This is a genomic window from Streptomyces sp. NPDC006294 (genome assembly GCF_042870895.1).
GTDB lineage: Bacteria > Actinomycetota > Actinomycetes > Streptomycetales > Streptomycetaceae > Streptomyces.
Genome location: NZ_JBIAHV010000007.1, coordinates 120,334 through 142,750 on the forward strand (window position 1 = coordinate 120,334; position 22,417 = coordinate 142,750).

A 22,417-nucleotide genomic window follows, 5' to 3' on the forward strand; every position below is an offset into this window, starting at 1 on the left:
GGCAGAAGGTGTCTCGAAGTGCCCACAACTCCGGAACCGCACTCCAAGAAGTCTGCTTGCCCGCCTTGTTCTCCTTTGTTGCACCACCGGGACGCTCCGACGAACCCGCCCGACGTCTCAGGGCCCCGCCTTACGCCACCCCACCCCACCCCACCCCCGGACCGTGACCAGCCGGGCATGAAGCGCAGCCTCTCGACCACCGTGAGTCGCTGAGCCGAGCCGAGCCGGGCCGCCCCACCACCACTGCCGCGCGCCCCGCAGGGCCCACCAGCCCACAGACCCCCACGGTGGCCCGCCACGGGCGGCCCCACGCCGAACCAACGGACCGGGCCGCGCCCGGACCGTAAGACGCCATACGGGGAACAACTCGGCCCGCTTCGAGAGTCGGCATCATCCCCGGGCAAGGTCCGCCAGCGCACTGCGGATCGACGCGAGGACCGCCGCCGGTCTCCAGAAGACATCGCCTGCCGTGAATCGCAGCACGCGCCGTACGCCCTCACAGCCGGACAGCTCGTTGAAGCGCCGCACGTCTCGCTCGTGAGCTGCGCGCGTGCCGTGGAAGGCATAGCCCTCGATCTCGACGACCAGCCCCTCGCGACGGAAGAGGAAGTCAGGGCGGAGGGTGCTGCCACCTGGTGTGCGCAGCACGACCTGCGAGTCCGGGTACAGCCCGGCGTCGTGCATGCGTAAACGTGCGAACGTCTCTGCCGGGGATCCGGCCGCAGGGTCTGTGAGGCGTACCCACCGCCGCGCCTGCTGTGCCCCGCGCAGGGGTGGGGCGAGCTCGGCCGTGAGGCCGGCCGGGGTCACCAAGGCCGGGCGGATCATGCCCGCGACTCGGCGACGCGATATGGCGGAGTCCGCGGCGACGACAGCGTCATCGCGAGGTCCGGCGCGCAGGAGGTCGGCGACCGTTCGTGCGGGAGTGGTCACGGCCAGCCCTTTCCGCACGGTCCGGTCCGTGTCGGTGAGACGCGTCGTTTGCACACGAACGCCCGGCGGCTGGTCGGTTGAGCCGCGATACGTTGCGCTGAACTCCAGCGGGCCGGAATGAGGGCCGTTCCCCAGCAGTTCGATCCCGTGCAGTGCAGCGGCGGTGGTGTGGCTGCAGACGAGATGAGGCCTCAGTATCTGCATCGCTCGGGCCCGCAGGCGCCAGTCCACGGCCACGCCCGGTGCTGACCAAGCGCCCCTGTAGATCTGCAGCCAGCCGTCATTGCGAAGCCGCCGGGTGAGCTGACGAGGCGGCCAGCCGGCGGCCAGTGCCTGCGAGGTCAGCAGCACGCTGTTGTGCGCCAGATTCGTCAAGTCCCTCATGCCGGCCAGGTTCCGTGATCACCCGACGGTTCGCACCCCCTGTGGACAGCCTGAGACCGGTCGGGGAGAGCTCTCCGATGTTGGCTCAATTGCCGCTGTGAAGGCCGATACGCAGCCAAGATAGGGTGATCTGTGGCGCGTTGTGACTACGGGGAGGCGTTGTGAGCAACGGGGGAGACGGGGCGGCATCGCCCGACACGGGGCAGTCGTTCGACAGTCTCTATGCGGCGAATCCGCAAATGGCGCTGAAGATCGAGGCCGAGAAGATGAAGGCCTTCAAGACTCGGGTCGACGATCTTCTGATCGAGCTCGACGGCTCGGAGGCGGCCCCCGGCAAGATGGGCGACGACCGCCTCCGCCGCGCTCAGCTCGGCGCACCCGAGCTCGGGGAGGCCCAGTTCCTCTTCGAGTCGTACGCCATCGTCCATGACGAGCTCACCAAGCTGTCCAAAGTCCTCGGAACCCAGATCGAGGGGATGGGCCTGGCAGTCCAGACTTCCCAGGTCGGCTACGAGAACGTCGACGACGACATCCGTACCCGCATGCAGGCGATCAACGCCCAGGTGGAGTCGTACTACGACAGGAACCGTGACCCGTTCGTCGAGGACGCGCCCGCCAAGAAGGAAGCCGACAAGAAAACGGGCTTCTGACGGCCTGGGCGGCACCGAACCACCACGGGGGCACACCATGACCGACCGGCCCGGCGGCAGGATGCCGCAGCCGCAGCCTCGAAGCACGGACTTCGAGTCGATGACCCACCAGCAGCTCGTCGCGCTGCTGGCCTCCGCCGACCCGTCCGGGGCTTCTTCGCTCGCGACGAAGCTGGCGAACGCGGCGTCGACCATCACCAAGATCGGCGAGGACATCAGGACGCACGTGACGGGGCTGCCCTGGCACGGCGAGGGCGGCGACGCATTCCGCGACTGGGGCAGTCAGACGGCGAGTGCGACGCTCCGTCTCGGGCAGTACAGCGAGGTCGCTTCGCGTTGGATGGAGCAGGTGTCGCAGGCGATTACGGAGGCCAAGGCGGCGATGCCGCCGCTGTCGGAGACGACGCAGGCCCAAGGCGCGCTCCGCAAGGCGGAGTCGGCCCTCGCGACCGCCATCGACCCCGCCAACCGGAACGATCCCGACGCCCGCACCCTCGCCCGCTCCGCCGAGTCCGACGCGACCGCGGCGCAGGGCAGGATCGACGCGGCCCGGGGTGAGGCGGCGCTGCGGCTGCGCAAGCTGGCGCAGACGTATGAGTTCTCTGCGCAGCAGGTCAACAGCGTGACCCCGCCGACGTTTCCGCCGCCGGCGATGTACATGGGCGGGGACTGGGAGCGCCGAGATCAACAGGCGTTGTCAGCAGGCGGTACGACGGAGACTGGCCACGCCAGGACTGGCTATGCGATTGCAGGGGGAGGGCCACACCCTTTCGTCAGCGAGGACACGGGCCAACCTGCGGGACTTCCCAACGAAGTGTCGTCCGGATTCGGTCGACGTGAGATCCCGACACGTATGGAGCTCGACAGCCTGGCGCCTATGACTTCGGCGCCACCAGCGCCCACGAGCCCGCTGCCTCCCGCTGAGACGCCCACCAGCCGACTTGACCTGACAGTAACGCCGCCTTCAGTACCACCCCCTGCTCCCGGGCGTAGAGCGGTCACCCCTTCGACACCACCGGTCACCGGACGCTCAGGCACAGGTGGGCTTCGGCAATCTCCTTTGCCGGGTCAGGCGCCGCAGAACACCGGCACGTCGGGGCGTCTGCCCCGCGACAACGGCATCACCGGTGGACGGCCTGTCCCGCCGGCCGCCAGCGGCCCTGCAAAGGGGCTTCCGCGTGGCACCGTTGTCGGGGGTGAAGGAACGACTCCCCGAGGGCCCATGGGCCACGGCCCTGGTGGGCACATGGGACACGGTGCCTCACAGCAGGGTGGAGCATCCGGAGGCCGCCGACTTGCCCGGGAATCGGGCGGGATCGTCGGCGGTACACCGCAGCACACCGGCCGCTCGGTTTCGCGGCCGTTCACCCCGGGTGGCACGGGGCTTGTGTCGGGCGCTCACGGCGCTACCGCTGGCCGGCCCGGGATGGCAGCCGCTCCTCAAGGGGCGAATCGTTCGACGGGTGGCCGCGACGGCCGCGACGGCACTCGGCCGGAGTACCTCACTGAGGACGAAGCGACCTGGAGGCAGAATGATCGTCGTGTTGTGCCACCGGTCATCGAGTGATCAAGCCCAGAAGCCGCAAGAGGGATCAGATGCGTACCAGCAGCAGTCGTCGGGCAAGGTGCCGCTTCGTCATCGCGGCAGCAGTAGCGATGACGCTGACGGGAGTTGCCGCAACTCCGGCTCACGCGGAAACCATCCGCGAGCAGCAGTGGCATCTGGACGCGATGCATGCGGAAGAGATCTGGGAAAGGAGCACCGGACGCGGCATGACGGTGGCTGTGATCGACTCTGGTGTCGACGAAAAGCTGGCCGATCTGCGTGGGCAGGTCCTCGATGGTGCCGATTTCTCCGGTCTGAAGGGCGATGAGCACACAGACGAGAGTGGCCACGGCACCAGTATGGCGGCCTTGATCGCTGGTACTGGCGCACGGGGTAAGGTCAACGGCTCGTACGGGCTGGCGCCGGGGTCCAAGATCCTTCCGATCAGGATGCCGCAGGCCGGTGATGCCCTCGACTTCGACCGTCTGGACACGCATCCCGGCTACCCCAGCAGCTTGGTGAAGGCGATCCGCTTCGCTGCCGATTCCGAGGCGCAGATCATCAACGTCTCGATGGGCGGCGCGAATGCGCCAGGTGCCAAGAACGTAGGAACTCCAGAACTGGCTGCGGTGGTCACGTATGCCCTTGACAGGGGAAAGCTGATCTTTGCAGCAGTAGGGAACTCGGGCGATACCACCAACTTCGTCGAGTACCCCGCTGGTACACCTGGGGTTGTAGGTGTGGCTGGTGTCGACGAACAGGCTAAACCCATCAAGAAGTCTCAATGGGGCCCCCAAGTCGACATGGCGGCGCCAGCCAAGGACATTGTTGGTGCCTGTATAAGCGATACACAGCTCTGCAAGGGAACCGGCACGAGCAACGCCACCGCCCTCGCCTCCGCGTCCGCCGCCCTCATCTGGTCCCAGCACCCGGACTGGACGAACAACCAGGTCCTCCGCGTCCTCATGCAGACCGCCAGTGGCAACGAGGATGGCCTCAGCCGGGACGACGTCGTCGGCTACGGCGTCGTCCGCCCACGCATCGCGCTGAAGAACCCGGGCGACCCGGGCCCGGCCGACGAGTACCCGATCCCGGACTTCAGCTACGCCGACGCCAAGTCGTCGGCTCCGAAGCCCGACGCCTCGGCGCCGGCGGCAGGAGTCGCAGAACCCGCCGCCACCCCGCCGACCGCGGCCGACGACTCCGACTCGCCCACGCTCTGGATCGCCGCAGGCATCGGCGCTGCCGCGCTCCTCGGCGCGGCCATCGCAGTACCGGCCCTCCGTAACCGCCGCCGCGACGCGGTGACCGTGCCCGGAGGCACTCCCGAGCAATACGGAAGCTGGCACTCGCAGTACACGCAGACTCAGAACGCAGATCACCAACAGCGCGGGGGAACATCGTGGCCTGGGACGAATGGGAAGAGCTGAAGGCGGAGGCGGCGGCTCGCCAGGAGAGCCGCATGCAGTTGAACGGCACCGGCGGCCCGGGAGGCACGGGCGCGGACGCGGCTGATCTCAAGACCGGTTCGTCGGGCCAGAGCGCCGCCGTCAAGGCACTGGTGGAGCGGATAGGTCCCGGCTTGAACAAGGCCGGCGTCTATGCCGATGAGGATACGAACGCCGCGGAACGCGCGTTCAAAGGCTGGGCTACAGGTGCCGGTCTCAAGGATGCCCACGAGGAGTGGGCCCTCCAGGTGAACAACCTGAAGGCGCGGCTTGCGCAGGATCAGGCCGCCCTCAGTAAGACGAAAAGGGATTTCCAGTACATCGACCACGATGTCAAGAGCTCGATGGCAAGACTCGACATTTCCGGACCCGATCCGCGGCGCGATGTGTGACATCACGGATCCGTGGCGTGATGGACTCGAAGTCGGCTTCTCAGTAGACATGAGGAAGACCAGGAATGCTCACCTACCAGGACGTCGTCACTGCCAACCTGACTCCCTTGACCACTGCGGCCGTGTCCTGGGACAGGATGGCCGACGGGTTCGAGGAACTGGGAGTGGCTTACGGCGGGACCGTGCAGGGCGCGACGACCGACGGCGGCTGGGTCGGCGTCAGTGCTGACGCCGCGAACGGCCGCTTCGCGGCGACTCGTAAGCAGTTCGACGCTGCTGCTGTTGAAGCCCGAGCCATCGCAGCGATCCTGCGCGACATCCACGGTCAGTTCATCGAGCGGATAAAGGCCGTCAGGGATCTCGTCGCCTCGGCCAAGGAAGCCGATATGCACATCGATGCCAACGGCCGTGCCCATCTCGACCCGAGCAAGCACAAGGATTTCTTCGGTGGAGTCTTGGGCGAAGCGGTCACGCGCCAAACGCTCGAGGCCAATTGGACTGCGGCCGTCGCTTCGGCAGTGCAGTCCGTAGACGATGCCGACCAGGGCGCGAAACTGGCACTCCGTGACGCCGCCGGCATCAAGAGCCTCTTCGAAGAGATGATGGACACGGCTCGCGGCACCGGCCACAGCTTCAACGCGGACGCGGTCGGGGACATCGAGGTGGTGGAGGCCCGGGAGGCGAAGAAGTACGCCGATCAGATACTGGCTGGCGAGAAGCCCAGCGATCTGGCGGAGTACGAGCGCCTGATGCGTGACAACTCCGACGACAAGGTCTTCAGCCAGACGGTACTGAACCACTTGGGTCCGGAGGGCACCATCAAGGTGACCAACCAACTCAACACTTTCGCGCACGATTCGGATACCGGGAACAAGCAGCACTATCTGGGTGCGGAGCGTGGGCTCGCCAACGCGCTTGCTACTGCGACACAGGATCCGAAGTCCGAGTTCTACAAGGACTTCCATGCCGGCTTGAAGGAAGCCGGGATGAAGCGGTATGAGTGGCAGGGCGAGAAGGTTCGCGGGTATCAGTCTCTCGTCACCCTCATGCAGCATGGCGAAGGCTACTCGGACCGGTTCATGCACGATCTCGGGGACGACCTGATCGCGGCCGAGAAGGCAGACAAGGGCAACGACAACTGGGATCTCCCCAAGCGGTTCGTTACGGCACGTGATGAATGGTTTGCCAATGATCCCTTGGACGGCTTGCTCGGGATCATGAGCAAGGATCCGGAGGCCTCAGCAGCATTCCTTGATGCCAAGTCCGACCCTACCCCGGGCGATGGCAAGAATGAGGGGAACGACCGCCTTGAATACTTGATCAAGGATCGAGACTGGGACGTTGTCGACGGCCACAAGTACATGCGTAACCCGCATGACCCCGACAACACTTGGTTTGGCGACCCGTTGGAGAGCTCTGATATCGAGGATGCGCAGAACAGGACCGGGTTCGGTGCGGCACTCGTGGCGGGGACGACAGGTATCGACCCGAACAATTCAGGGGGCGGATATGTGAAGCACTCCGAGGCGAACAACCGCGTATTTGATGCCGCATTGGAGTACTTTGCTGCCGAGAAGAACGATTTTCCCCCGAGCCTGCGCACGCCAATGGCGGTTGTAATGGGGAATTATGGCGACGCAGTGCATGCGACAACAAGTGCCCTGTACCAATCCGAAGCGCCGCTCGACCGCCAGGAGGTTCTGGAGGTTTCCAAGCAAATCTCAAGGGACCGATTCGCCTACTTCACCCTGCAGGACTCAATAAATCGCGAAATCGTCCATGATGTCAACGTCGGAGAAGGTGGTGCTGAGGAGACGTGGAGGCGTGCCGGTCACACAGTTGGATTTCTCGAGCAAGCCAGATATCAGGGGCTCCAGGTGGACGCGGGGGACGAAAAGAGTAAGGCCTCCTGGGAGGCCAAGACGGATTACCATACCTGGGGCGGCGTGACAAACTTCATTCCTTATGCTGGCGATGCGGCGCAGCGGGGCGTCGATGTTCTGACGTCCAAATGGCTTGAACAGGAGATGGCCAGGATCGACGCAGGTCTCGCACGGGACAACTCGGATACAAGTGTGAATCGCGAGGGGCGGAATGTGGCCTTGGCGGATATATGGAGGGAGGCGAATCCGAGTGAACTGGATGGGAGATCGCGCCATGTGACAATTCATGATATTAACAATGCTGCTGTTGTGGGGAATCGCACTGCTCGTGGCTTGGCGGGTGGGGGGTCGTGATGAAAAGAAAGACGAGTCTTCTTGTCGGAACTATGGCTTCGGTAGCAGGTATTGCATCCTGCTCCCCAGGGTCTTCACATGACTACAGTATCCCCGATGAGATCTGTCAGGTCGCAATGCCGCATTCGCTTGTAAAGCCGCTCCTCCCGGCGGGTAGAAACCTGACACAAGACGTGAGAGATGTCGGGTTGAGGCCAGACATGAGCGAGCGTTGCAGCGTCGACGTCGACGGTCGGTACGGTCTCTCTATCGCTCATGATCGGGATTCCGGGAGAATTGACGTGTTGGAATTTGCCAGGGAAAGCTCTCTTGAGCTCAAGAATCCGAAGAGCGGTACTATCGACATGGTCGAAAGTATTGCCATTGCGGATGATGGTGCGATCATGTCGATTCCCTGTCGGCGCAACGGGGAAACCTATTTGGTGACTACTGTGAAGGTGGGCACACCAGGTGAGGATTCCGAGGGGTCGACTGGGCAGCGTAAGGCCATCGAGGAGTTTCTGCGTTTCTATATTCCTGAGTTGGTCAAGCTGAAGTGTGGTGGATGATGCGGCTGTAGCCGACGCGGACATATCCGAAGCAAGGTCCGCCACTCCATAGATTCATGTCGCGAGTGCGATGACGAAAAAGACGGCGCGGGTGCCCGAGCCGGGCCCGACGGCCGCGGTACCCGACTACCGGCCGGTGGGCGCCGATCGCTCCCTGTGCGGTGCACAGGGAGCGGCCCTGCCGGAGTACTACGTCGAATCCGAGGCCCGGATACGGATGTCGGCAGGCGAGAACAGCCCGGTTCGTACCTGCGACATCGTCTACGGCCACACGATCGAGCCTCAGCTCCGGCTGGAGACGATCGAGGAGGAGGACCTGACCGGCGCCCTTGGCCTGGCGTCTATCCACGGTGGTCGCCGGGTCGAGGTGACCGGGCAGGCGGAGGCCAATGGGGCGTACTCGCCCACGTTCTCGGCGGTCCGCGCCGAGTGCCCCAAGGGCGCAGTCCTCTTCATGGCGCAGGAACGCAAGGCGGGCCGCGACTTCACTCTCATCCGCCGCGTCTTCCCGGCCTACGTCAAGGCAGAGGCCCAACGTCTCGGCTGCGGACCGCTGACGATCAAGATTCCGGACGACTCATCGGCCCCATAGTCAGCCCGCGCCGATCGCCGTGCGGAACTCCGCCATCGTCATCGTCTTGTCCTTTGCCGGCATGGAGATGTCCATCTGCTTGCCGAAGTCGGTGTACGTCGTCGTGCTGGTCTTGCCGTCCCGTGACGCTTCCTGCTTGAGCAGATGGTCGGGGGCCTCGGCGCTGATGAGGTAGGTGTCGTTCGCCGGGCCCGAGGACACCTCGATGGCGACTGCCTTCCTGCCGTCGACCGTCGTGTCCTTGGCCGGGGCGAACTCGCCCGTGGGGGCGAGGGCGAAGAAGGCGGCGCAGTCCCCGCCGGTCTCGCTGGACACGTAGACGTCGGAGAGTCGCTCCGGGACGGTGATCTGCTGGCCCTTCGCCGCCAGCATGGCGGCGAACAGGGGCGCGCTGGTGTAGCTCGTGCCGTCCTTGCAGTACATCGCGCCGCCGTCCGCCTGCGGCGCGCCGGTGACCTCCATGCGGAAGCCCTGCTCCGGGTCCCAGGAGGTCTTCTGCGTCGCGCCCTCGAAGGCGGTGGTCGTGCCGGTGGAGCTGAACGAGGTCTCGCGCATGGTCTTGTTGACCGACTCGATGCGGGTCGCGGCCGACGCCTGCGTGCCGCCGGCCCCGGAGTCCTTACCGGAGGATTCGGCGTCGGAACCGCCTCCGCAGCCGATCGCGGCAGCGGCGAGTATGGCGGCGAGGGCCAAGGGGCGGAGGATGGACTTGGAGCGTCGGGCGAGCACCGGTTTCCTTTCGGCGGAACAACAGAGGGCAATGGGACCGATCCTTGCACGGACCCGTACGGCTCAGTCCGTGGCACGCGGGCCGCGGGGAGGAGTGACGGCCAGTTCGGCGCCCGTCCGCACGCCCCACGCCGACAGCCTCCCCGCCGCCGCCTCCAGCACCAGCCGCGCCCGCAGGCGCGGGAGCCCGATCCGCCCCGGGCGCATGGTCCTGACCGCGAGGACGCGCAACTCGCGGTCCAGGTAGGCCACTTCGATGGGGAAGCGCATGCCGATCGTGTGGATGCCGCTGCACGGAGTGAGGAGCATCGCGCCGTCGACGCCGTCCCGGCCGAGGAGGCCCCGGCGGCGGGTCCGGTAGCCGGCGGCGATCTCGACGGGGGCGACGGGACGGCCGTCGACCGTCAACGTGCCGGTGCCGTCGCGCCATTGCCGCCGCTTCATGGCGTTCACGGTAACGCCTGGTCGGCCTAGGGTCAGGGGCGTGGAAGCAGCGTTGGTGGTCGTCGCCGCCCTGTGGGGCGCCGGGGCCGGGTGGTTGTGCCCCCGTGCGGTGTACCGGCTGTCCGTGGAGCCGGGGGATGCCTGGCGTACGGCCTGCCCGGCCGGGCACCCGTACGGCGGGTGGGTGGGCGGGGCCTGCTGTCCCGCACCGCTGCCGGGGCGGTTCGCCGCGCCGGCGGTCACCGCGTCGGTCTGCGCCGCCCTCGCCGTGGCGGTCGGTGAGCGGCCCGAGTTGGCGGTCTGGCTGGTACTGGCGCCCTTCGCCGTACTGCTCGCGCTCGTGGACGTGAAGGTCCGCCGGCTGCCGGACCACCTGACGCTGCCGCTGGCGGCCGGCGCGGTGATCCTGCTCGGTGTCACCACGCTCGCGTCGGACGCGGCGGGTTCGTGGAAGACGGCGCTGCTCGGCGGGCCGGCGCTCGGTGCGGCGTACTTCCTGCTGTTCCTGGTCCACCCCGGCGGCCTGGGCTTCGGGGACGTGAAGCTCGCGCTGTCGCTGGGCGTCGTCCTCGGCTGGTACGGCTGGGCCGTGCTGTTCGCCGGCGCCTTCGCCGGGTTCCTGCTCGGCGCGGTGTACGGGCTCGGGCTGATCGTCCTGCGCCGCGCCGGGCGCAGAAGCACGATCCCCTTCGGTCCGTTCATGCTGGCGGGGACCTGGCTGGGCCTGCTGCTGGGGGCACTCGGGGTGCGGGGCTGACGACGCCCCGGCCGCCCGGTCAGGCGTGCGGTCCGACCGCCACCGGGCCCACGGCCAGCTCGGCCCGGCCCTCGAGCACCTCGCCGACCCGGTCAACCTGGGCGGCCAGCTCCGCCCGGACGCGGGCCGCCCGGAGCGCGGGGCCGATGGGCTCCACCGTCACCGCGATGCGTCGGCCCGAACGGCGCTGGTGCCAGACGCCGGCCACGATCCCGTCCACCAGCACCACCGGGTAGTTGCCGGCCTGGCCCCCGCCCAGCGCCCGGTCGAAGGCCGCGCCGGGGAAGAGCCGCTCGCGGGGCCGGGAGGCGACGACGTACGCGTCGAAGTAAGGGAGGAGCCGTACGCAGGGCGGCGGCGCGGCGTCGGGGAAGTCGGTGTCGCCGGCGACGGCCCAGGCCGGGTCGCCTTCCAGGGTGACCTGCTCGATACGGCCGACGGCCGCCAGGTCCCCGAACACCCCGGACGCCCACGTCCTCGGCGCCGCCAGCCACCGGGCGAAGTGCGCGGGCGTGGCCGGGCCGTACGCGTACAGATAGCGCTGCACGAGCGCCGCCACGGCGACGGGGCCGTCCATCGGGGTGACGCCGGGGGTCGTGTACGTGACCTTGCGGCCGCGGTTCGGGCCGAAGGCGAGCGCCCCGCGGTGGGCGGCCGTGTGGGCCGCCTGTCGCCAGCGCGGCCACTTGTCCTGGAAGGCCTCCATGACGCGGTCGCCGGCCCACGGACCCGTGCGGTCGACGATCGCGTCCGTCAGTTCGTCGACCGTCAGGGGCTCGCCCGCCAGCGCGTCCCGGACGGCGGCGACGACCTCGTCGGTCTGCTCGGGAGTCATCCGTACGTCCTGGGGCCACGGGTTCGGCCCGGCCGGGCTCGCGGACAGCGCGCCCGTCCACATCGGGAGGTCCGCCGTGGGCAGCAGATGGACGGTGCCGCGGGGGCCGTACGTCTTGGTCAGCGTCCGGTCTGTCCACAGCGCCCGGCGTACGTCCGCCCGGGTCGTACCGGCAGGCAGCCGCAGGGCGACCGACAGTTCCGCGGCGGACAGCACCTGGGCGTGCGCGCCGAGCATCGCGCCGGTGACCCGGGCGGGCGAGTCGGGCCCCGCCTGCTCCGGGCGGCCTGCCAGACCCTGGCGGGCCAGTCGCCGGGCGTTCGCGCGGGTCCACGTCACATGGGGCGTCGTCATGGGGGAGACGGTAGGAGGGCTATAGGTCAGAAACTGTCCGCCATGGCTCGATGAGCCGGGTGTACCGAGGAGTTGACGCAGCGTCACTGCGTTCGTCAATGCGGCGCCTCGTCGCCGGGGTCCCCCGTCGGAGGTACGTCTCCGGGGCGTCGGGCCCGGTACCGCACCGCCTCCGCGCCGTCCTGTGCACCGCCGTCCCCGCCCCGCGGCGAATTCGGCGCGGACTTCCGGCATGGCGTGGCACGCGCCACCGTTTACGAAGGGTTATGGTGGAAACCCCCCCTCGGGCCGGTCCGTATCCCCCCCCACGGACCGGCCCGTTTTCTTTTCCCGGCCGTCCCGGCCCGGAAGGGGTCAGCTGCGACCGGCCCAGATGTTGGTGCCCTGCGTGTCCACGGCGAAGGTGTCGATCTCCTCCAGCTCCGCGTCGGTGAGCGGCGCGCCGGCCAGGGCCGCGACGTTCTCCTCCAGCTGCCGCACGCTCGACGCGCCGATCAGGGCCGACGTCATCCGCGGGTCGCGCAGCACCCACGAGATCGCCAGCTGGGCCAGCGACTGGCCGCGGCGCGTGGCGATGTCGTTCAGCCCGCGCAGCCGGCGCAGCACCTCGTCGGAGAGCAGGTTCGGGTCGAGCGACTTGCCCTGGGTGGCGCGCGAGCCCTCCGGGATGCCCTTCAGATACTTGTTCGTGAGCAGGCCCTGGGCGAGCGGCACGAAGGAGATGCAGCCCATGCCGGCGTTCTCCAGCGTGTCGAGCAGGCCGTCGTTCTCGATCCAGCGGTTGATCATCGAGTAGGAGGGCTGGTGGATGAGGGCGGGGACGCCCATCTCGTTCAGCAGCCGGGCCGCCTGCTCGGTCTGCTCCGCGTTGTACGACGACACGCCCACGTACAGCGCCTTGCCCTGCTGGACGGCGGAGGCGAGCGCTCCCATCGTCTCCTCGAGCGGGGTGTGGGGGTCGAAGCGGTGCGAGTAGAAGATGTCGACGTAGTCGAGCCCCATCCGCTTCAGGGACGCGTCCAGCGAGGAGAGCAGATACTTCCGCGAGCCCCACTCGCCGTACGGGCCGGAGTGCATCTCATAGCCGGCCTTGGTGGAGACGATCAGCTCGTCCCGGTACGCGGTGAAGTCCTGCGCGAAGATCTTGCCGAAGTTCAGCTCGGCGGAGCCGGGGGGCGGCCCGTAGTTGTTCGCCAGGTCGAAGTGGGTCACACCCAGATCGAAGGCGCGGCGCAGGATCGCACGCTGCGAGACGAGGCTCCGGTCGTCGCCGAAGTTGTGCCAGAGGCCGAGCGAGAGGGCCGGCAGCTTGAGGCCGGAGCGACCGGAGCGCCGGTACTCCATCGACTCGTAGCGGTCGGCGGCAGCCAGGTAGTAAGGGGTATCAGTCACGCTTCCCTCCTTATCACGGACTTGTGACACACCGGGTTGGGCCGCTGTCACCGGCCCGCAGTACTGTTGCGGCTTCGGGGGGACTGCCGCACGGAGGGGTGTAAAGAACTGTGAACCTGCGCGACCTGGTGTACGGGCTCTACGCACGCCGGGTGGAAGGCCGCCTCGACCATGCCCAGGTGCCCAAGCACATCGGGGTGATCCTCGACGGCAATCGCCGCTGGGCCAAGGCGTCGGGCGGCACGGCAGCACAGGGACACCAGGCCGGTGCCGACAAGATCTCCGAGCTGCTGGGCTGGTGTGCGGAGACGGACGTCGAGGTCGTCACCCTGTGGCTCCTCTCCACGGACAACTTCGACCGTCCGCCGGAGGAGCTCACCCCGCTGCTCGGCATCATCGAGAACACCGTGCGCAACCTGGCCTCCGACGGCCGCTGGCGCGTGCACCACGTGGGCACGCTGGACCTGCTCCCGGCGCACACGCAGACCGTCCTGAAGGAAGCCGAGCAGGCCACGGCGGACGTCCCCGGAATACTGGTCAACGTCGCCGTCGGCTACGGCGGCCGCCAGGAGATCGCCGACGCGGTGCGGTCGCTGCTGCTGGAGCACGCGGAGAAGGGCACGAGCTTCGAGGAGCTCGCGGAGACGATCGACGTCGAGCACATCTCGGAGCACCTGTACACCCGGGGGCAGCCGGACCCGGACCTGGTGATCCGCACGAGCGGGGAGCAGCGGCTGTCGGGCTTCATGCTCTGGCAGAGCGCGCACTCCGAGTACTACTTCTGCGAAGTCTTCTGGCCGGCGTTCCGGAAGGTCGACTTCTTGCGTGCGCTGCGGGATTACGCGGCGAGGCATCGGCGCTACGGGTCGTGACGGCGGGGCGGGGTTCCCCTCCCCGCCCCTTCCCGCTGTGCCGGATGTACGGCTCCGCCGCGTGGCGCGGCTGCGCCCCGGACCCGGTCTCCCTCTGGGCGACGCTCGGGGCTGCGCGCCCGGACCCCGCCTGCGCCGGGGCGCGTGCCCGCTGCGCCGGGCGCGCTGGGCTGCGCGCGTACCCCGCCGCTTCGGGCGTGGCTTGGTGCTCCGTCACCGGGCGTGGTGACCGCTGGGTGGGTGGGCCGGGCGTCGCCCGGGCCCGGTACAGCGCTCCGCGCGGTGGCCTCAATTTCTCCCTACGGCCTGGCGGCCGTGGGCGGGGGCCCCTCCCACGCCGCCAGGCGTAGGGGGAGCGCCCCAGGCCGGGCTTGAGTTGCCGCTGCGCGGCAATCAGCCCGCCGGGCAGGCCTGCTCTCGCTGCGCGAGACAAGGGCGCTGACGGGGGCAGCTCAAGCCTCGCTGGGGGCACCTCCGACGGCCGCCAGGCCGTAGGGGGAGTTTGAGGCGCGCAGTTCGGGGCGGAGCCCCGACAGGACCGGCAAGCTCCCAGCCCCGCCGGCGTTTGAGGCGCAGGGGCCCGGGAGCAGCGCCCCCGGTTCGGGAAGGTGGGGGTCCCCCCGCGGCCGCCAGGCCGCAGGGGGAGGGAGGGGAGGGTAGGGGAACACGCCCCCGCGCAGCGCGCGCCCTCACCCGCCGTCACCTCCTGTTCATAGAGGTGACCCCCCACCCCCGGCATGGCCGCACCTGTTCGAGGGCATACCCCATGCAGGTCGACGTCCGATCCACGAACGTCGTATCTCAGTGAGCGGCCGACACCGCTCACCCGGGAGGCCCTTTGCACACGAAGGACTGCACCAGCGGTGCGGACCACGCGGAGGGCCGGAGCTCGGCCCGCGCATCGTGGCCTGAGCCCGGCCCGTCGCCCGCTTCGGCGGGCGGACCCATGGCCCGCGACGCCGTCGCACCCCGACCTCGTCCGAGGGGGTACGTCCTTCCGTGGTGAACAGCACAAAGCGCCGTATGAACGACAGGCGCACCTATGTTCTCGACACCAGCGTCCTGCTGGCGGATCCGAACGCGATGAGCCGCTTCGACGAGCACGAAGTCGTGCTGCCCGTCGTCGTGGTCACGGAGCTGGAGGCCAAGAGGCACCATCCGGAGCTCGGTTACTTCGCCCGGCAGGCGCTGCGCCTGCTCGACGACTTCCGCGTCCGGTACGGCCGTCTCGACGCGCCGCTGCCGATCGGCGACCTCGGTGGCACGCTCCGTGTCGAGCTCAACCACTCGGATCCCGGCGTGCTGCCGGCCGGCTTCAGGCTGGGGGACAACGACTCACGGATTCTGGCGGTCGCGCGCAATCTGCAGGCCGAGGGGTACGACGTGACGGTCGTGTCCAAGGACCTGCCGCTGCGCATCAAGGCGTCGTCGGTCGGCCTGCTCGCGGAGGAGTACCGCGCGGAGCTCGCCATCACGGACACCGGCTGGACCGGTATGTCCGAACTGCCGCTGTCCGCGGAGCAGGTCGACCTGCTGTACGGGGAGGAGACGCTGTACGTGCCGGAGGCGGCCGAGCTGCCCGTGCACACCGGTCTGGTGCTGCAGTCGGAGCGCGGCAAGGCGCTGGGCCGTGTCACACCGGAGGGCAATGTCCGTCTGGTGCGCGGCGACCGTGAGGTGTTCGGCATCCACGGCCGCAGCGCCGAGCAGCGCATCGCGCTCGATCTGCTGCTGGACCAGGAGGTCGGCATCGTCTCGCTGGGCGGCCGGGCCGGCACCGGCAAGTCGGCGCTGGCGCTGTGCGCGGGCCTGGAGGCGGTCCTCGAGCGCAGGCAGCATCAGAAGGTGATGGTCTTCCGGCCGTTGTACGCGGTGGGCGGGCAGGAGCTCGGCTATCTGCCGGGCACCGAGGCCGAGAAGATGAGCCCGTGGGCGCAGGCGGTCTTCGACACGCTGTCCGCGGTGGCCGGCCGTGAGGTCATCGAGGAGGTCCTGAACCGCGGGATGCTGGAGGTTCTGCCGCTGACCCACATCCGCGGCCGTTCCCTGCACGACGCGTTCGTCATCGTCGACGAGGCCCAGTCGCTGGAACGGAACGTGCTTTTGACGGTTCTGTCCCGGGTTGGGGCGAATTCCCGGGTCGTCCTCACCCATGACGTCGCCCAGCGGGACAATCTGCGGGTCGGCCGGTACGACGGAGTGGTCGCCGTCGTGGAGAAGTTGAAGGGGCATCCGCTCTTCGCGCATGTCACCCTGACGCGCTCCGAGCGTTCCCAGATCGCCGCCCTGGTGACCGAAATGCTGGAGGACGTGCACATTTGATCCGATAGGGCCAGTAGGCCTATCTGGCAAATAGGACAAGCTGGTTGACGCCGCCCGGCAAAGCGCACGAGCGTAGCCGGGCGGCGTCGCGCTGTCCGTCGTTTCCCTCAAAAGCCCTGGTGTGAACGGGGTGTGAGCTTTCACACTCAGCGAAGAATTGCCTTGCGGTATCGGCTTCCGGCAGAGTCTTGCTTCCGTCAGGCCCCGCATGCGACACATCCGCACCACGACCGGTGCACAGCACCACACAACTCAAGACTTGTCCGTCGTATGCCGCCCGCGAGTACAACGTGGCAGCTTCCCCGTGGAGTTGCCCCGCCGGGTCCGCGCCTCCCGTGACCCAAGCAGTGGGAGGCCAGCGCCAGGGGCACGATTGCGCTCGCGAGGTCACCTAAGCGGGCATGCTGGAAGGAAACCGTGTGAGCCGGATCTCGGTCCGGGGATTCGCAGTCGCCTCGGCGACTGCGGTCACCACCGTCGGCGCCGTCGTCGGCGTCGCGTCGGGCAACACTCAGCCCTCGGGCGACAGCCTCGAGGCGACCGCTGCCGACACGACGCTCCTCGCGGACATTCCCATGGGTGAGCAGGCCCAGATCCAGGTGTCGTCCCTGGCGCAGCAGGCCGACGCCCAGGCCGCCGCCGCGGACGCGGCCGCCAAGAAGGCAGCCGAGGAATCGGCGCGTCTTCAGGCCGCGAAGACCGCGGCGGCCAAGAAGGAGGCCGCCGAGGAGCGTGCGGAGAAGGCACGCGCAGAGGCTGAGGCGGCGGAGGCGCGGGCCAACCGCAGCGCCGTCCGTGACGCGTCCAGCTTCTCCGCGCAGTCGTCGTACACGATCGCTCAGGTTCAGGCGATGGCGCGACAGATGGTGCCCGCCGACCAGTTCCAGTGCTTCAGCAACATCGTGGACCACGAGTCGAGCTGGAACTACCGGGCGCAGAACCCGTCTTCGGGTGCGTACGGTCTCGTCCAGGCCTTGCCGGGTTCCAAGATGTCGACGGCCGGCGCCGACTGGCAGACCAACCCGGCCACCCAGATCAAGTGGGGCCTGAACTACATGGAGAACCGCTACGGCGGCCCGTGCGGCGCCTGGTCCTTCTGGCAGGCGAACCGCTGGTACTAGTCGGGTACCGGTCCGCCGGGGACTCAACTTTCCGGAGCCCCTCACCGTCCTACGGTGAGGGGCTCCGTGCGTGTACGGTCGGGATCCGATAATCCCGGGTGGGGGCCACCACCCCGCGCCCCCAGGCGCAGGGGGAGAGTCGCGGGGGAAGAGGAAGCATCATGTCGAAGGTTCCAGGATGGCTCGCCCGCGTCGGCGCCGGGCTGACCCGGATGAGCGAGCGCTTGGAGGAGCGCCGCTCGGAGGGCGCGGCGGACCTGGAGCCCGCGGCGGACCTGGAGCCCGCGGCGGACCTGGAGCCCGTGGCGGACCTGGAGCCCGTGGCGGCCACCGGGGCTGACCTCCCTGGCGCCGTACCGCCCCGGGAGAGCGTTCCGCCGCCGCCCTCGTACGCCCCCGCCGTCGCGGCCAAGCCCGACGCGGCGGCCGTGATCCCGTGGGGGATGCGGGTCGCGGCGGAGGCCGGCTGGCGGCTGCTCGTCCTGGCGGGCACCCTCTGGGTGCTGATGAGGGTCATCAGTGCCGTGCAGCTGGTCGTGCTGGCGTTCGTGGCGGCCCTGCTGGTCACCGCGATGCTCCAGCCGACGGTGGGCCGGCTGCGCAGGCTCGGGCTGCCGCGGGGACTGGCCACGGCCGTGACCGCGATCCTCGGCTTCGTCATCATGGGCCTGGTCGGCTGGTTCGTGGTCTGGCAGGTCATGGAGAACCTCGACAACCTCTCCGACCGGGTCAGGGACGGCATCGAGGAGCTCAAGCGCTGGCTGCTCGACAGCCCGTTCCATGTGACAGAAAGTCAGATCAACGACATCGCGGAGAATCTCAGCGAGACGATCGGCACCAACACGGAGGAGATAACCACTGCCGGTCTGCAGGGCGTGACCGTGATGGTCGAGGTGCTCACCGGGATACTGCTGGCGATGTTCTCCACGCTGTTCCTGCTGTACGACGGCAAGCGGGTCTGGCAGTGGGTGCTGAAGCTCGTACCGTCGGTGGCCCGCCCGGGAGTCGCGGGCGCCGGCCCGCGCGCCTGGCGCACCCTGACGGCGTACGTCCGCGGCACGGTGATAGTCGCGCTGATCGACGCGATCTTCATCGGCCTCGGGCTCTACTTCCTCGACGTCCCGCTGGCCGTGCCGCTGGCCGTGTTCATCTTCCTCTTCGCCTTCATCCCGCTCGTCGGCGCAGTGGTCTCCGGCGCGCTGGCGGTCGTCGTCGCCCTGGTCACCCAGGGCGTGTTCACCGCGCTGATGGTGCTGGTCGTGGTCCTCGCCGTACAGCAGATCGAGGGCCATGTGCTCCAGCCGTTCATCCTGGGCCGCGCGGTACGGGTGCACCCGCTCGCCGTGGTGCTCGCCGTCGCGTCCGGCGGTCTGATCGCCGGCATCGGCGGTGCGGTGGTCGCGGTGCCGCTGGTGGCCGTGACCAACACGGTGGTCGCCTATCTCAACGTGTACGGGAGTGAACAGGCGCTGCGTCTCTCGCCGCCGCCGCACGGTTCGACCTCCCTCGACGCGGCTGCCGCGCCCGCGCCGGCGGACGCCGCCGTGGAACGGGAGGAGCGGTGATCTCAGAGCCGGAGATGGTGCCCGACGGGCATTTCGGCGCTGCCGAACTCCCTCAGCGGCGGCCGTCCCCCGACGACCTGGTGGCGGACGGCGACGCCCCCGCCGTCCCGCGCCCGTCGCGCCCCGCGTGGCTGTGGGCGCTCGGCGGCGCGGTCGTCGCGTCGGCGGTGTGGGCGGCCGGACTGTTCGCGTACGGATACGGGGACCCGGAGCTCGGCGGCTACCGGGCGAGCGAGGACCTCTGCGCCGACGCGGCGCTCGAGGGCCTGGCGGCCGTGGTGGGCAAGCGCGCGGACAACGGGATCGGCGGGATGGGCAGTGAGCACGAGAGCCTCCACGAGTCATGGTGCTACACCGACCTGCGGCCGCCCGGCCATGTGGTGGAGACGGACGAGGACGGCAACGAGCTGTCGTCGTTCCCCCATGTCTCCCTGAGCTACACGCTGCACAGGAAGACCGATCCCGGGCCCGAGTTCGAGGGCTGGGTCCTCGCGCGGAGCGACACCGGCGGCGAGGGCGAGGAGACCGTCCCGCTGCGGCGGATCGACGGTCTGGGGGAACGGGCCTTCATCACAGAGGAGCCGGTGGGTGGTTCGTCCACCCTGCACATCCTGGACGGCCAGGCGGTGTTCACCATGAGCGTCGGCAGCGACTGGGACCCCGAGTCCGGGGAGCCGCTGACCGATGTGTCCGAACTCCAGCCGGTCATGGTCCAGGACATGAGGGCGCTGATGGCCGAACTGAAGAGCGCCGAGACGCCTTCCGAGTCGTAGCGGGAAGGGGCCCGCCGATCCGTTTCCGGACCGGCGGGCCCCTGCTGTCGCCCCTGTGCGGGGCGTACTACTCGGCGATGACGGCCTCGGCGTCGAGCGTGGCGCCCACGGCCTGGATCACCGCGGCGATCTTCACGGCCTCCTGGACCGTCTCGCGGTCCACACCGGCCTTGCGCAGCACCTGCTCGTGCGAGTCGAGGCACTGGCCGCAGCCGTTGATGGCGGAGACGGCGAGCGACCACAGCTCGAAGTCGACCTTCTCCACACCCGGGTTGCCGATGACGTTCATCCGCAGACCGGCGCGCAGCGTCCCGTACTCGGGGTCGGACAGCAGGTGCCGGGTCCGGTAGAAGACGTTGTTCATCGCCATGATCGCGGCGGCCGACTTGGCGGCGGTGTACGCCTCCGGCTTGAGGTTGGCCTTCGCCTCCGGCTCCAGCTCACGCAGCACCCGCGGCGAGCGCGAGGCGATCGCGCAGGCCAGCACGGTGCCCCACAGCTGCTGCTGCGGAAGCTCGCTGTTGCCGATGACCGAGCCGAGGTTCAGCCTCAGGTCCTTGGCGTAGTCCGGTACGGCGGCCTTGAGTTCATCGAGAGCCATCGCGGATCACTCGCCCGACAGCAGCGCGACGGGGTCCAGGGTGTTCTCGCCCTTGGTCCAGTTGCACGGGCACAGCTCGTCGGTCTGCAGGGCGTCCAGCACCCGCAGGACCTCCTTGGGGTTACGGCCGACGGAGCCGGCGGTCACCATGGTGAACTGGATCTCGTTGTTCGGGTCGACGATGAAGACGGCGCGCTGCGCGAAGCCGTCCTCGCCCTCGATGCCGAGGTCCCGCATCAGCTCGTGCTTCGAGTCGGCCATCATGGGGAAGGGCAGGTCACGCAGGTCGTCGTGGTCCTTGCGCCAGGCGTGGTGGACGAACTCGGAGTCGCCGGAGAAGCCGAGGATCTGGGCGTCACGGTCGGCGAACTCGTCGTTCAGCTTGCCGAACGCGGCGATCTCGGTCGGGCAGACGAAGGTGAAGTCCTTGGGCCACGCGAACACGACCTTCCACTTGCCCTCGTAGGACTTGTGGGTGATCTCCTCGAACTCCTTGCCGCTCTCCAGCGAGACGCAGGCAGTCAGTTCGAACGTGGGGAACTGGTCACCAACAGTGAGCACGCGCTCTCCTTGCAAAAACAGGATTTCCCTTTTGAGGTCATCCGGTGGGGTTGGACGGATCTTGATAGTGGCACAGAGTGCATTGATCGCGGAAATAGCTAGACTCGGTCATCGCGATCGGAGGTACTTATCAGTGGCTGCAATAAATAGGGTCAAACAGCCGAGTCTCGCACAGCTGCGCGCCTTCGCCGCCGTGGCCGAGCATCTGCACTTCCGGGACGCGGCGGCAGCAATCGGGATGAGTCAGCCCGCGCTCTCCGGCGCCGTCTCCGCGCTCGAGGAGGCACTGGGTGTCCAGCTCCTCGAGCGTACGACCCGCAAGGTGCTCCTCTCACCGGCGGGCGAACGGCTGGCGGTACGGGCCAAGGCCGTGCTGGACGCGGTCGGTCTGCTGATGGAGGAGGCGGAAGCGGTACGGGCCCCGTTCACGGGCGTGCTCCGGCTCGGGGTGATCCCGACGGTCGCGCCGTATCTGCTGCCGACGGTGCTGAAGCTGGTGCACGAGCGGTACCCGGAGCTGGACCTCCAGGTGCACGAGGAGCAGACGTCCTCCCTGCTGGAGGGGTTGTCCGCGGGGCGGCTCGACCTGCTGCTGCTCGCGGTGCCGCTGGGCGTGCCGGGTGTCACCGAGCTGCCGCTCTTCGACGAGGACTTCGTCCTCGTCACACCCGAGGACCACTGGCTCGGCGGCCGCCACGACATTCCGCGGGAGGCGCTGCGCGAACTGCACCTGCTGTTGCTCGACGAAGGTCACTGCCTGCGTGACCAGGCCCTCGACATCTGCCGCGAGGCGGGCCGCACGGAAGGCGGCCCCGTGACGACGACGGCCGCCGGCCTGGCGACGCTCGTCCAGCTCGTCGCGGGCGGCCTCGGCGTCACGCTCCTCCCGCGCACGGCGGTCGACGTCGAAACGGGCCGCGCTGGCCACCTCCACACCGGCTGGTTCGCCGACCCGGCCCCGTCGCGCCGCATCGCCCTGGCGATGCGGTCGGGCTCGGCGCGGGCGGACGAGTTCGAGCAGCTCGCGGAGGCGCTGCGCGAGGCGATGGGCAGGCTGCCGGTGCGGGTGGCGGGCTGAGGGCGCTTGGCGCCCCTGCGGCGGGCCTGTTCCCCTATCCACCCCTTCCCGCTGACCGGATGTGCGGCTCCGCCGCGTGGCGGGGCGGGCCCCGGACCCCGTACGGCCTTCGGCCGTGCCCTCGATCTCCCCCTACGGCCTGGCGGCCGTGGCCAGGTATCCCCAGGGCGGGCTTGAGTTGCCCGGCAGCTTCAGCCTCGCCGGCGCTTGAGGCGCGGGTCCGGGCAGAGCCCGGTTCGGGAAGGGGCGGGGTGGGGAAATGGCCCCGCGCAGCGGCCCCCGG

At 68.7% G+C, this 22,417-nt stretch carries 21 protein-coding genes; 14 read left to right on the forward strand and 7 right to left on the reverse strand.

The annotated features are described in order from the left end of the window. Nucleotides 1–390 precede the first annotated feature (390 nt). Nucleotides 391–1,317 carry a hypothetical protein gene (locus ACFYOP_RS14160; protein WP_356897275.1) on the reverse strand — a complete coding sequence of 309 codons (927 nt, stop codon included), beginning with the start codon at nt 1,315–1,317 and terminating at the stop codon, nt 391–393. Between the two features lie 239 nt (nt 1,318–1,556). Between ACFYOP_RS14160 and ACFYOP_RS14165 the strand changes: the two genes are divergently transcribed. The 7 genes from ACFYOP_RS14165 (at nt 1,557) to ACFYOP_RS14195 (ending at nt 8,730) form a co-directional block, all read left to right on the forward strand. Continuing rightward, complete coding sequence (locus ACFYOP_RS14165; protein WP_388451619.1) at nt 1,557–1,967, forward strand: hypothetical protein; 411 nt, start codon at nt 1,557–1,559, stop codon at nt 1,965–1,967. Between the two features lie 37 nt (nt 1,968–2,004). After that, nucleotides 2,005–3,534, forward strand: coding sequence for a hypothetical protein (locus ACFYOP_RS14170; protein ID WP_356897279.1), 1,530 nt, complete (start codon nt 2,005–2,007; stop codon nt 3,532–3,534). 29 nt (nt 3,535–3,563) lie between these two features. Further along, complete coding sequence (gene mycP / locus ACFYOP_RS14175; protein ID WP_356897281.1) at nt 3,564–4,943, forward strand: type VII secretion-associated serine protease mycosin; 1,380 nt, start codon at nt 3,564–3,566, stop codon at nt 4,941–4,943. Next, nucleotides 4,916–5,353 carry a hypothetical protein gene (locus ACFYOP_RS14180; protein WP_356897283.1) on the forward strand — a complete coding sequence of 146 codons (438 nt, stop codon included), beginning with the start codon at nt 4,916–4,918 and terminating at the stop codon, nt 5,351–5,353. Before mycP ends, ACFYOP_RS14180 begins: the two co-directional genes overlap by 28 nt. A gap of 65 nt (nt 5,354–5,418) precedes the next feature. Continuing rightward, nucleotides 5,419–7,590 (forward strand): hypothetical protein, encoded by a 2,172-nt coding sequence (locus ACFYOP_RS14185; protein ID WP_356897285.1) that lies wholly within the window; start codon nt 5,419–5,421, stop codon nt 7,588–7,590. 200 nt (nt 7,591–7,790) lie between these two features. After that, nucleotides 7,791–8,138: a hypothetical protein gene (locus tag ACFYOP_RS14190; RefSeq protein ID WP_388451536.1), complete on the forward strand. Its 348-nt coding sequence runs from the start codon at nt 7,791–7,793 to the stop codon at nt 8,136–8,138. Between the two features lie 70 nt (nt 8,139–8,208). After that, the gene (locus ACFYOP_RS14195; RefSeq protein ID WP_356897289.1) at nt 8,209–8,730 is read left to right on the forward strand and encodes a hypothetical protein; all 522 of its coding nucleotides are present in this window, start codon (nt 8,209–8,211) and stop codon (nt 8,728–8,730) included. On the opposite strand, the gene ACFYOP_RS14200 is transcribed toward ACFYOP_RS14195, so the two are convergent. Both ACFYOP_RS14200 and ACFYOP_RS14205 read right to left on the reverse strand, forming a co-directional pair. Continuing rightward, nucleotides 8,731–9,459 (reverse strand): hypothetical protein, encoded by a 729-nt coding sequence (locus ACFYOP_RS14200; RefSeq protein ID WP_356897291.1) that lies wholly within the window; start codon nt 9,457–9,459, stop codon nt 8,731–8,733. A 63-nt stretch (nt 9,460–9,522) separates the two neighbouring features. Beyond that, nucleotides 9,523–9,903 (reverse strand): DUF192 domain-containing protein, encoded by a 381-nt coding sequence (locus ACFYOP_RS14205; RefSeq protein WP_356897293.1) that lies wholly within the window; start codon nt 9,901–9,903, stop codon nt 9,523–9,525. Nucleotides 9,904–9,943: 40 nt separating this feature from the next. Here ACFYOP_RS14205 and ACFYOP_RS14210 point away from each other — a divergent pair, with 40 nt between their 5' ends. Continuing rightward, nucleotides 9,944–10,660, forward strand: coding sequence for an A24 family peptidase (locus ACFYOP_RS14210; RefSeq protein WP_356897295.1), 717 nt, complete (start codon nt 9,944–9,946; stop codon nt 10,658–10,660). A 19-nt stretch (nt 10,661–10,679) separates the two neighbouring features. Here the strand turns inward: ACFYOP_RS14210 and ACFYOP_RS14215 are convergent, their stop codons facing one another. Next, complete coding sequence (locus tag ACFYOP_RS14215; protein ID WP_356897297.1) at nt 10,680–11,849, reverse strand: winged helix DNA-binding domain-containing protein; 1,170 nt, start codon at nt 11,847–11,849, stop codon at nt 10,680–10,682. A gap of 354 nt (nt 11,850–12,203) precedes the next feature. Beyond that, nucleotides 12,204–13,241: an L-glyceraldehyde 3-phosphate reductase gene (gene mgrA, locus ACFYOP_RS14220; protein WP_356897299.1), complete on the reverse strand. Its 1,038-nt coding sequence runs from the start codon at nt 13,239–13,241 to the stop codon at nt 12,204–12,206. 110 nt (nt 13,242–13,351) lie between these two features. Here mgrA and ACFYOP_RS14225 point away from each other — a divergent pair, with 110 nt between their 5' ends. The 5 genes from ACFYOP_RS14225 to ACFYOP_RS14245 all read left to right on the forward strand — a co-directional run bounded on the left by ACFYOP_RS14225 (nt 13,352) and on the right by ACFYOP_RS14245 (nt 19,894). Next, complete coding sequence (locus ACFYOP_RS14225) at nt 13,352–14,113, forward strand: isoprenyl transferase (RefSeq protein WP_356897301.1); 762 nt, start codon at nt 13,352–13,354, stop codon at nt 14,111–14,113. Nucleotides 14,114–15,112: 999 nt separating this feature from the next. Beyond that, the gene (locus ACFYOP_RS14230) at nt 15,113–16,435 is read left to right on the forward strand and encodes a PhoH family protein (RefSeq protein WP_356892548.1); all 1,323 of its coding nucleotides are present in this window, start codon (nt 15,113–15,115) and stop codon (nt 16,433–16,435) included. A gap of 419 nt (nt 16,436–16,854) precedes the next feature. Then, nucleotides 16,855–17,556, forward strand: a complete 702-nt coding sequence (locus ACFYOP_RS14235) for a transglycosylase SLT domain-containing protein (protein WP_356892546.1) — start codon at nt 16,855–16,857, stop codon at nt 17,554–17,556. A 161-nt stretch (nt 17,557–17,717) separates the two neighbouring features. Further along, nucleotides 17,718–19,121, forward strand: a complete 1,404-nt coding sequence (locus ACFYOP_RS14240) for an AI-2E family transporter (RefSeq protein ID WP_356892544.1) — start codon at nt 17,718–17,720, stop codon at nt 19,119–19,121. After that, nucleotides 19,118–19,894 (forward strand): hypothetical protein, encoded by a 777-nt coding sequence (locus ACFYOP_RS14245; protein ID WP_356892542.1) that lies wholly within the window; start codon nt 19,118–19,120, stop codon nt 19,892–19,894. The genes ACFYOP_RS14240 and ACFYOP_RS14245 overlap by 4 nt, the downstream gene beginning before the upstream one ends. 67 nt (nt 19,895–19,961) lie before the next feature. Here the strand turns inward: ACFYOP_RS14245 and ACFYOP_RS14250 are convergent, their stop codons facing one another. Together ACFYOP_RS14250 and ACFYOP_RS14255 are read right to left on the reverse strand one after the other, a co-directional pair. Then, nucleotides 19,962–20,495, reverse strand: a complete 534-nt coding sequence (locus ACFYOP_RS14250; RefSeq protein ID WP_356892540.1) for an alkyl hydroperoxide reductase — start codon at nt 20,493–20,495, stop codon at nt 19,962–19,964. Nucleotides 20,496–20,501: 6 nt separating this feature from the next. Next, nucleotides 20,502–21,056 carry a peroxiredoxin gene (locus ACFYOP_RS14255; protein WP_356892538.1) on the reverse strand — a complete coding sequence of 185 codons (555 nt, stop codon included), beginning with the start codon at nt 21,054–21,056 and terminating at the stop codon, nt 20,502–20,504. A 142-nt stretch (nt 21,057–21,198) separates the two neighbouring features. On the opposite strand from ACFYOP_RS14255, the gene ACFYOP_RS14260 reads away from it, so the two are divergent. Continuing rightward, complete coding sequence (locus ACFYOP_RS14260; RefSeq protein ID WP_388451622.1) at nt 21,199–22,134, forward strand: LysR substrate-binding domain-containing protein; 936 nt, start codon at nt 21,199–21,201, stop codon at nt 22,132–22,134. Nucleotides 22,135–22,417: the final 283 nt, after the last annotated feature.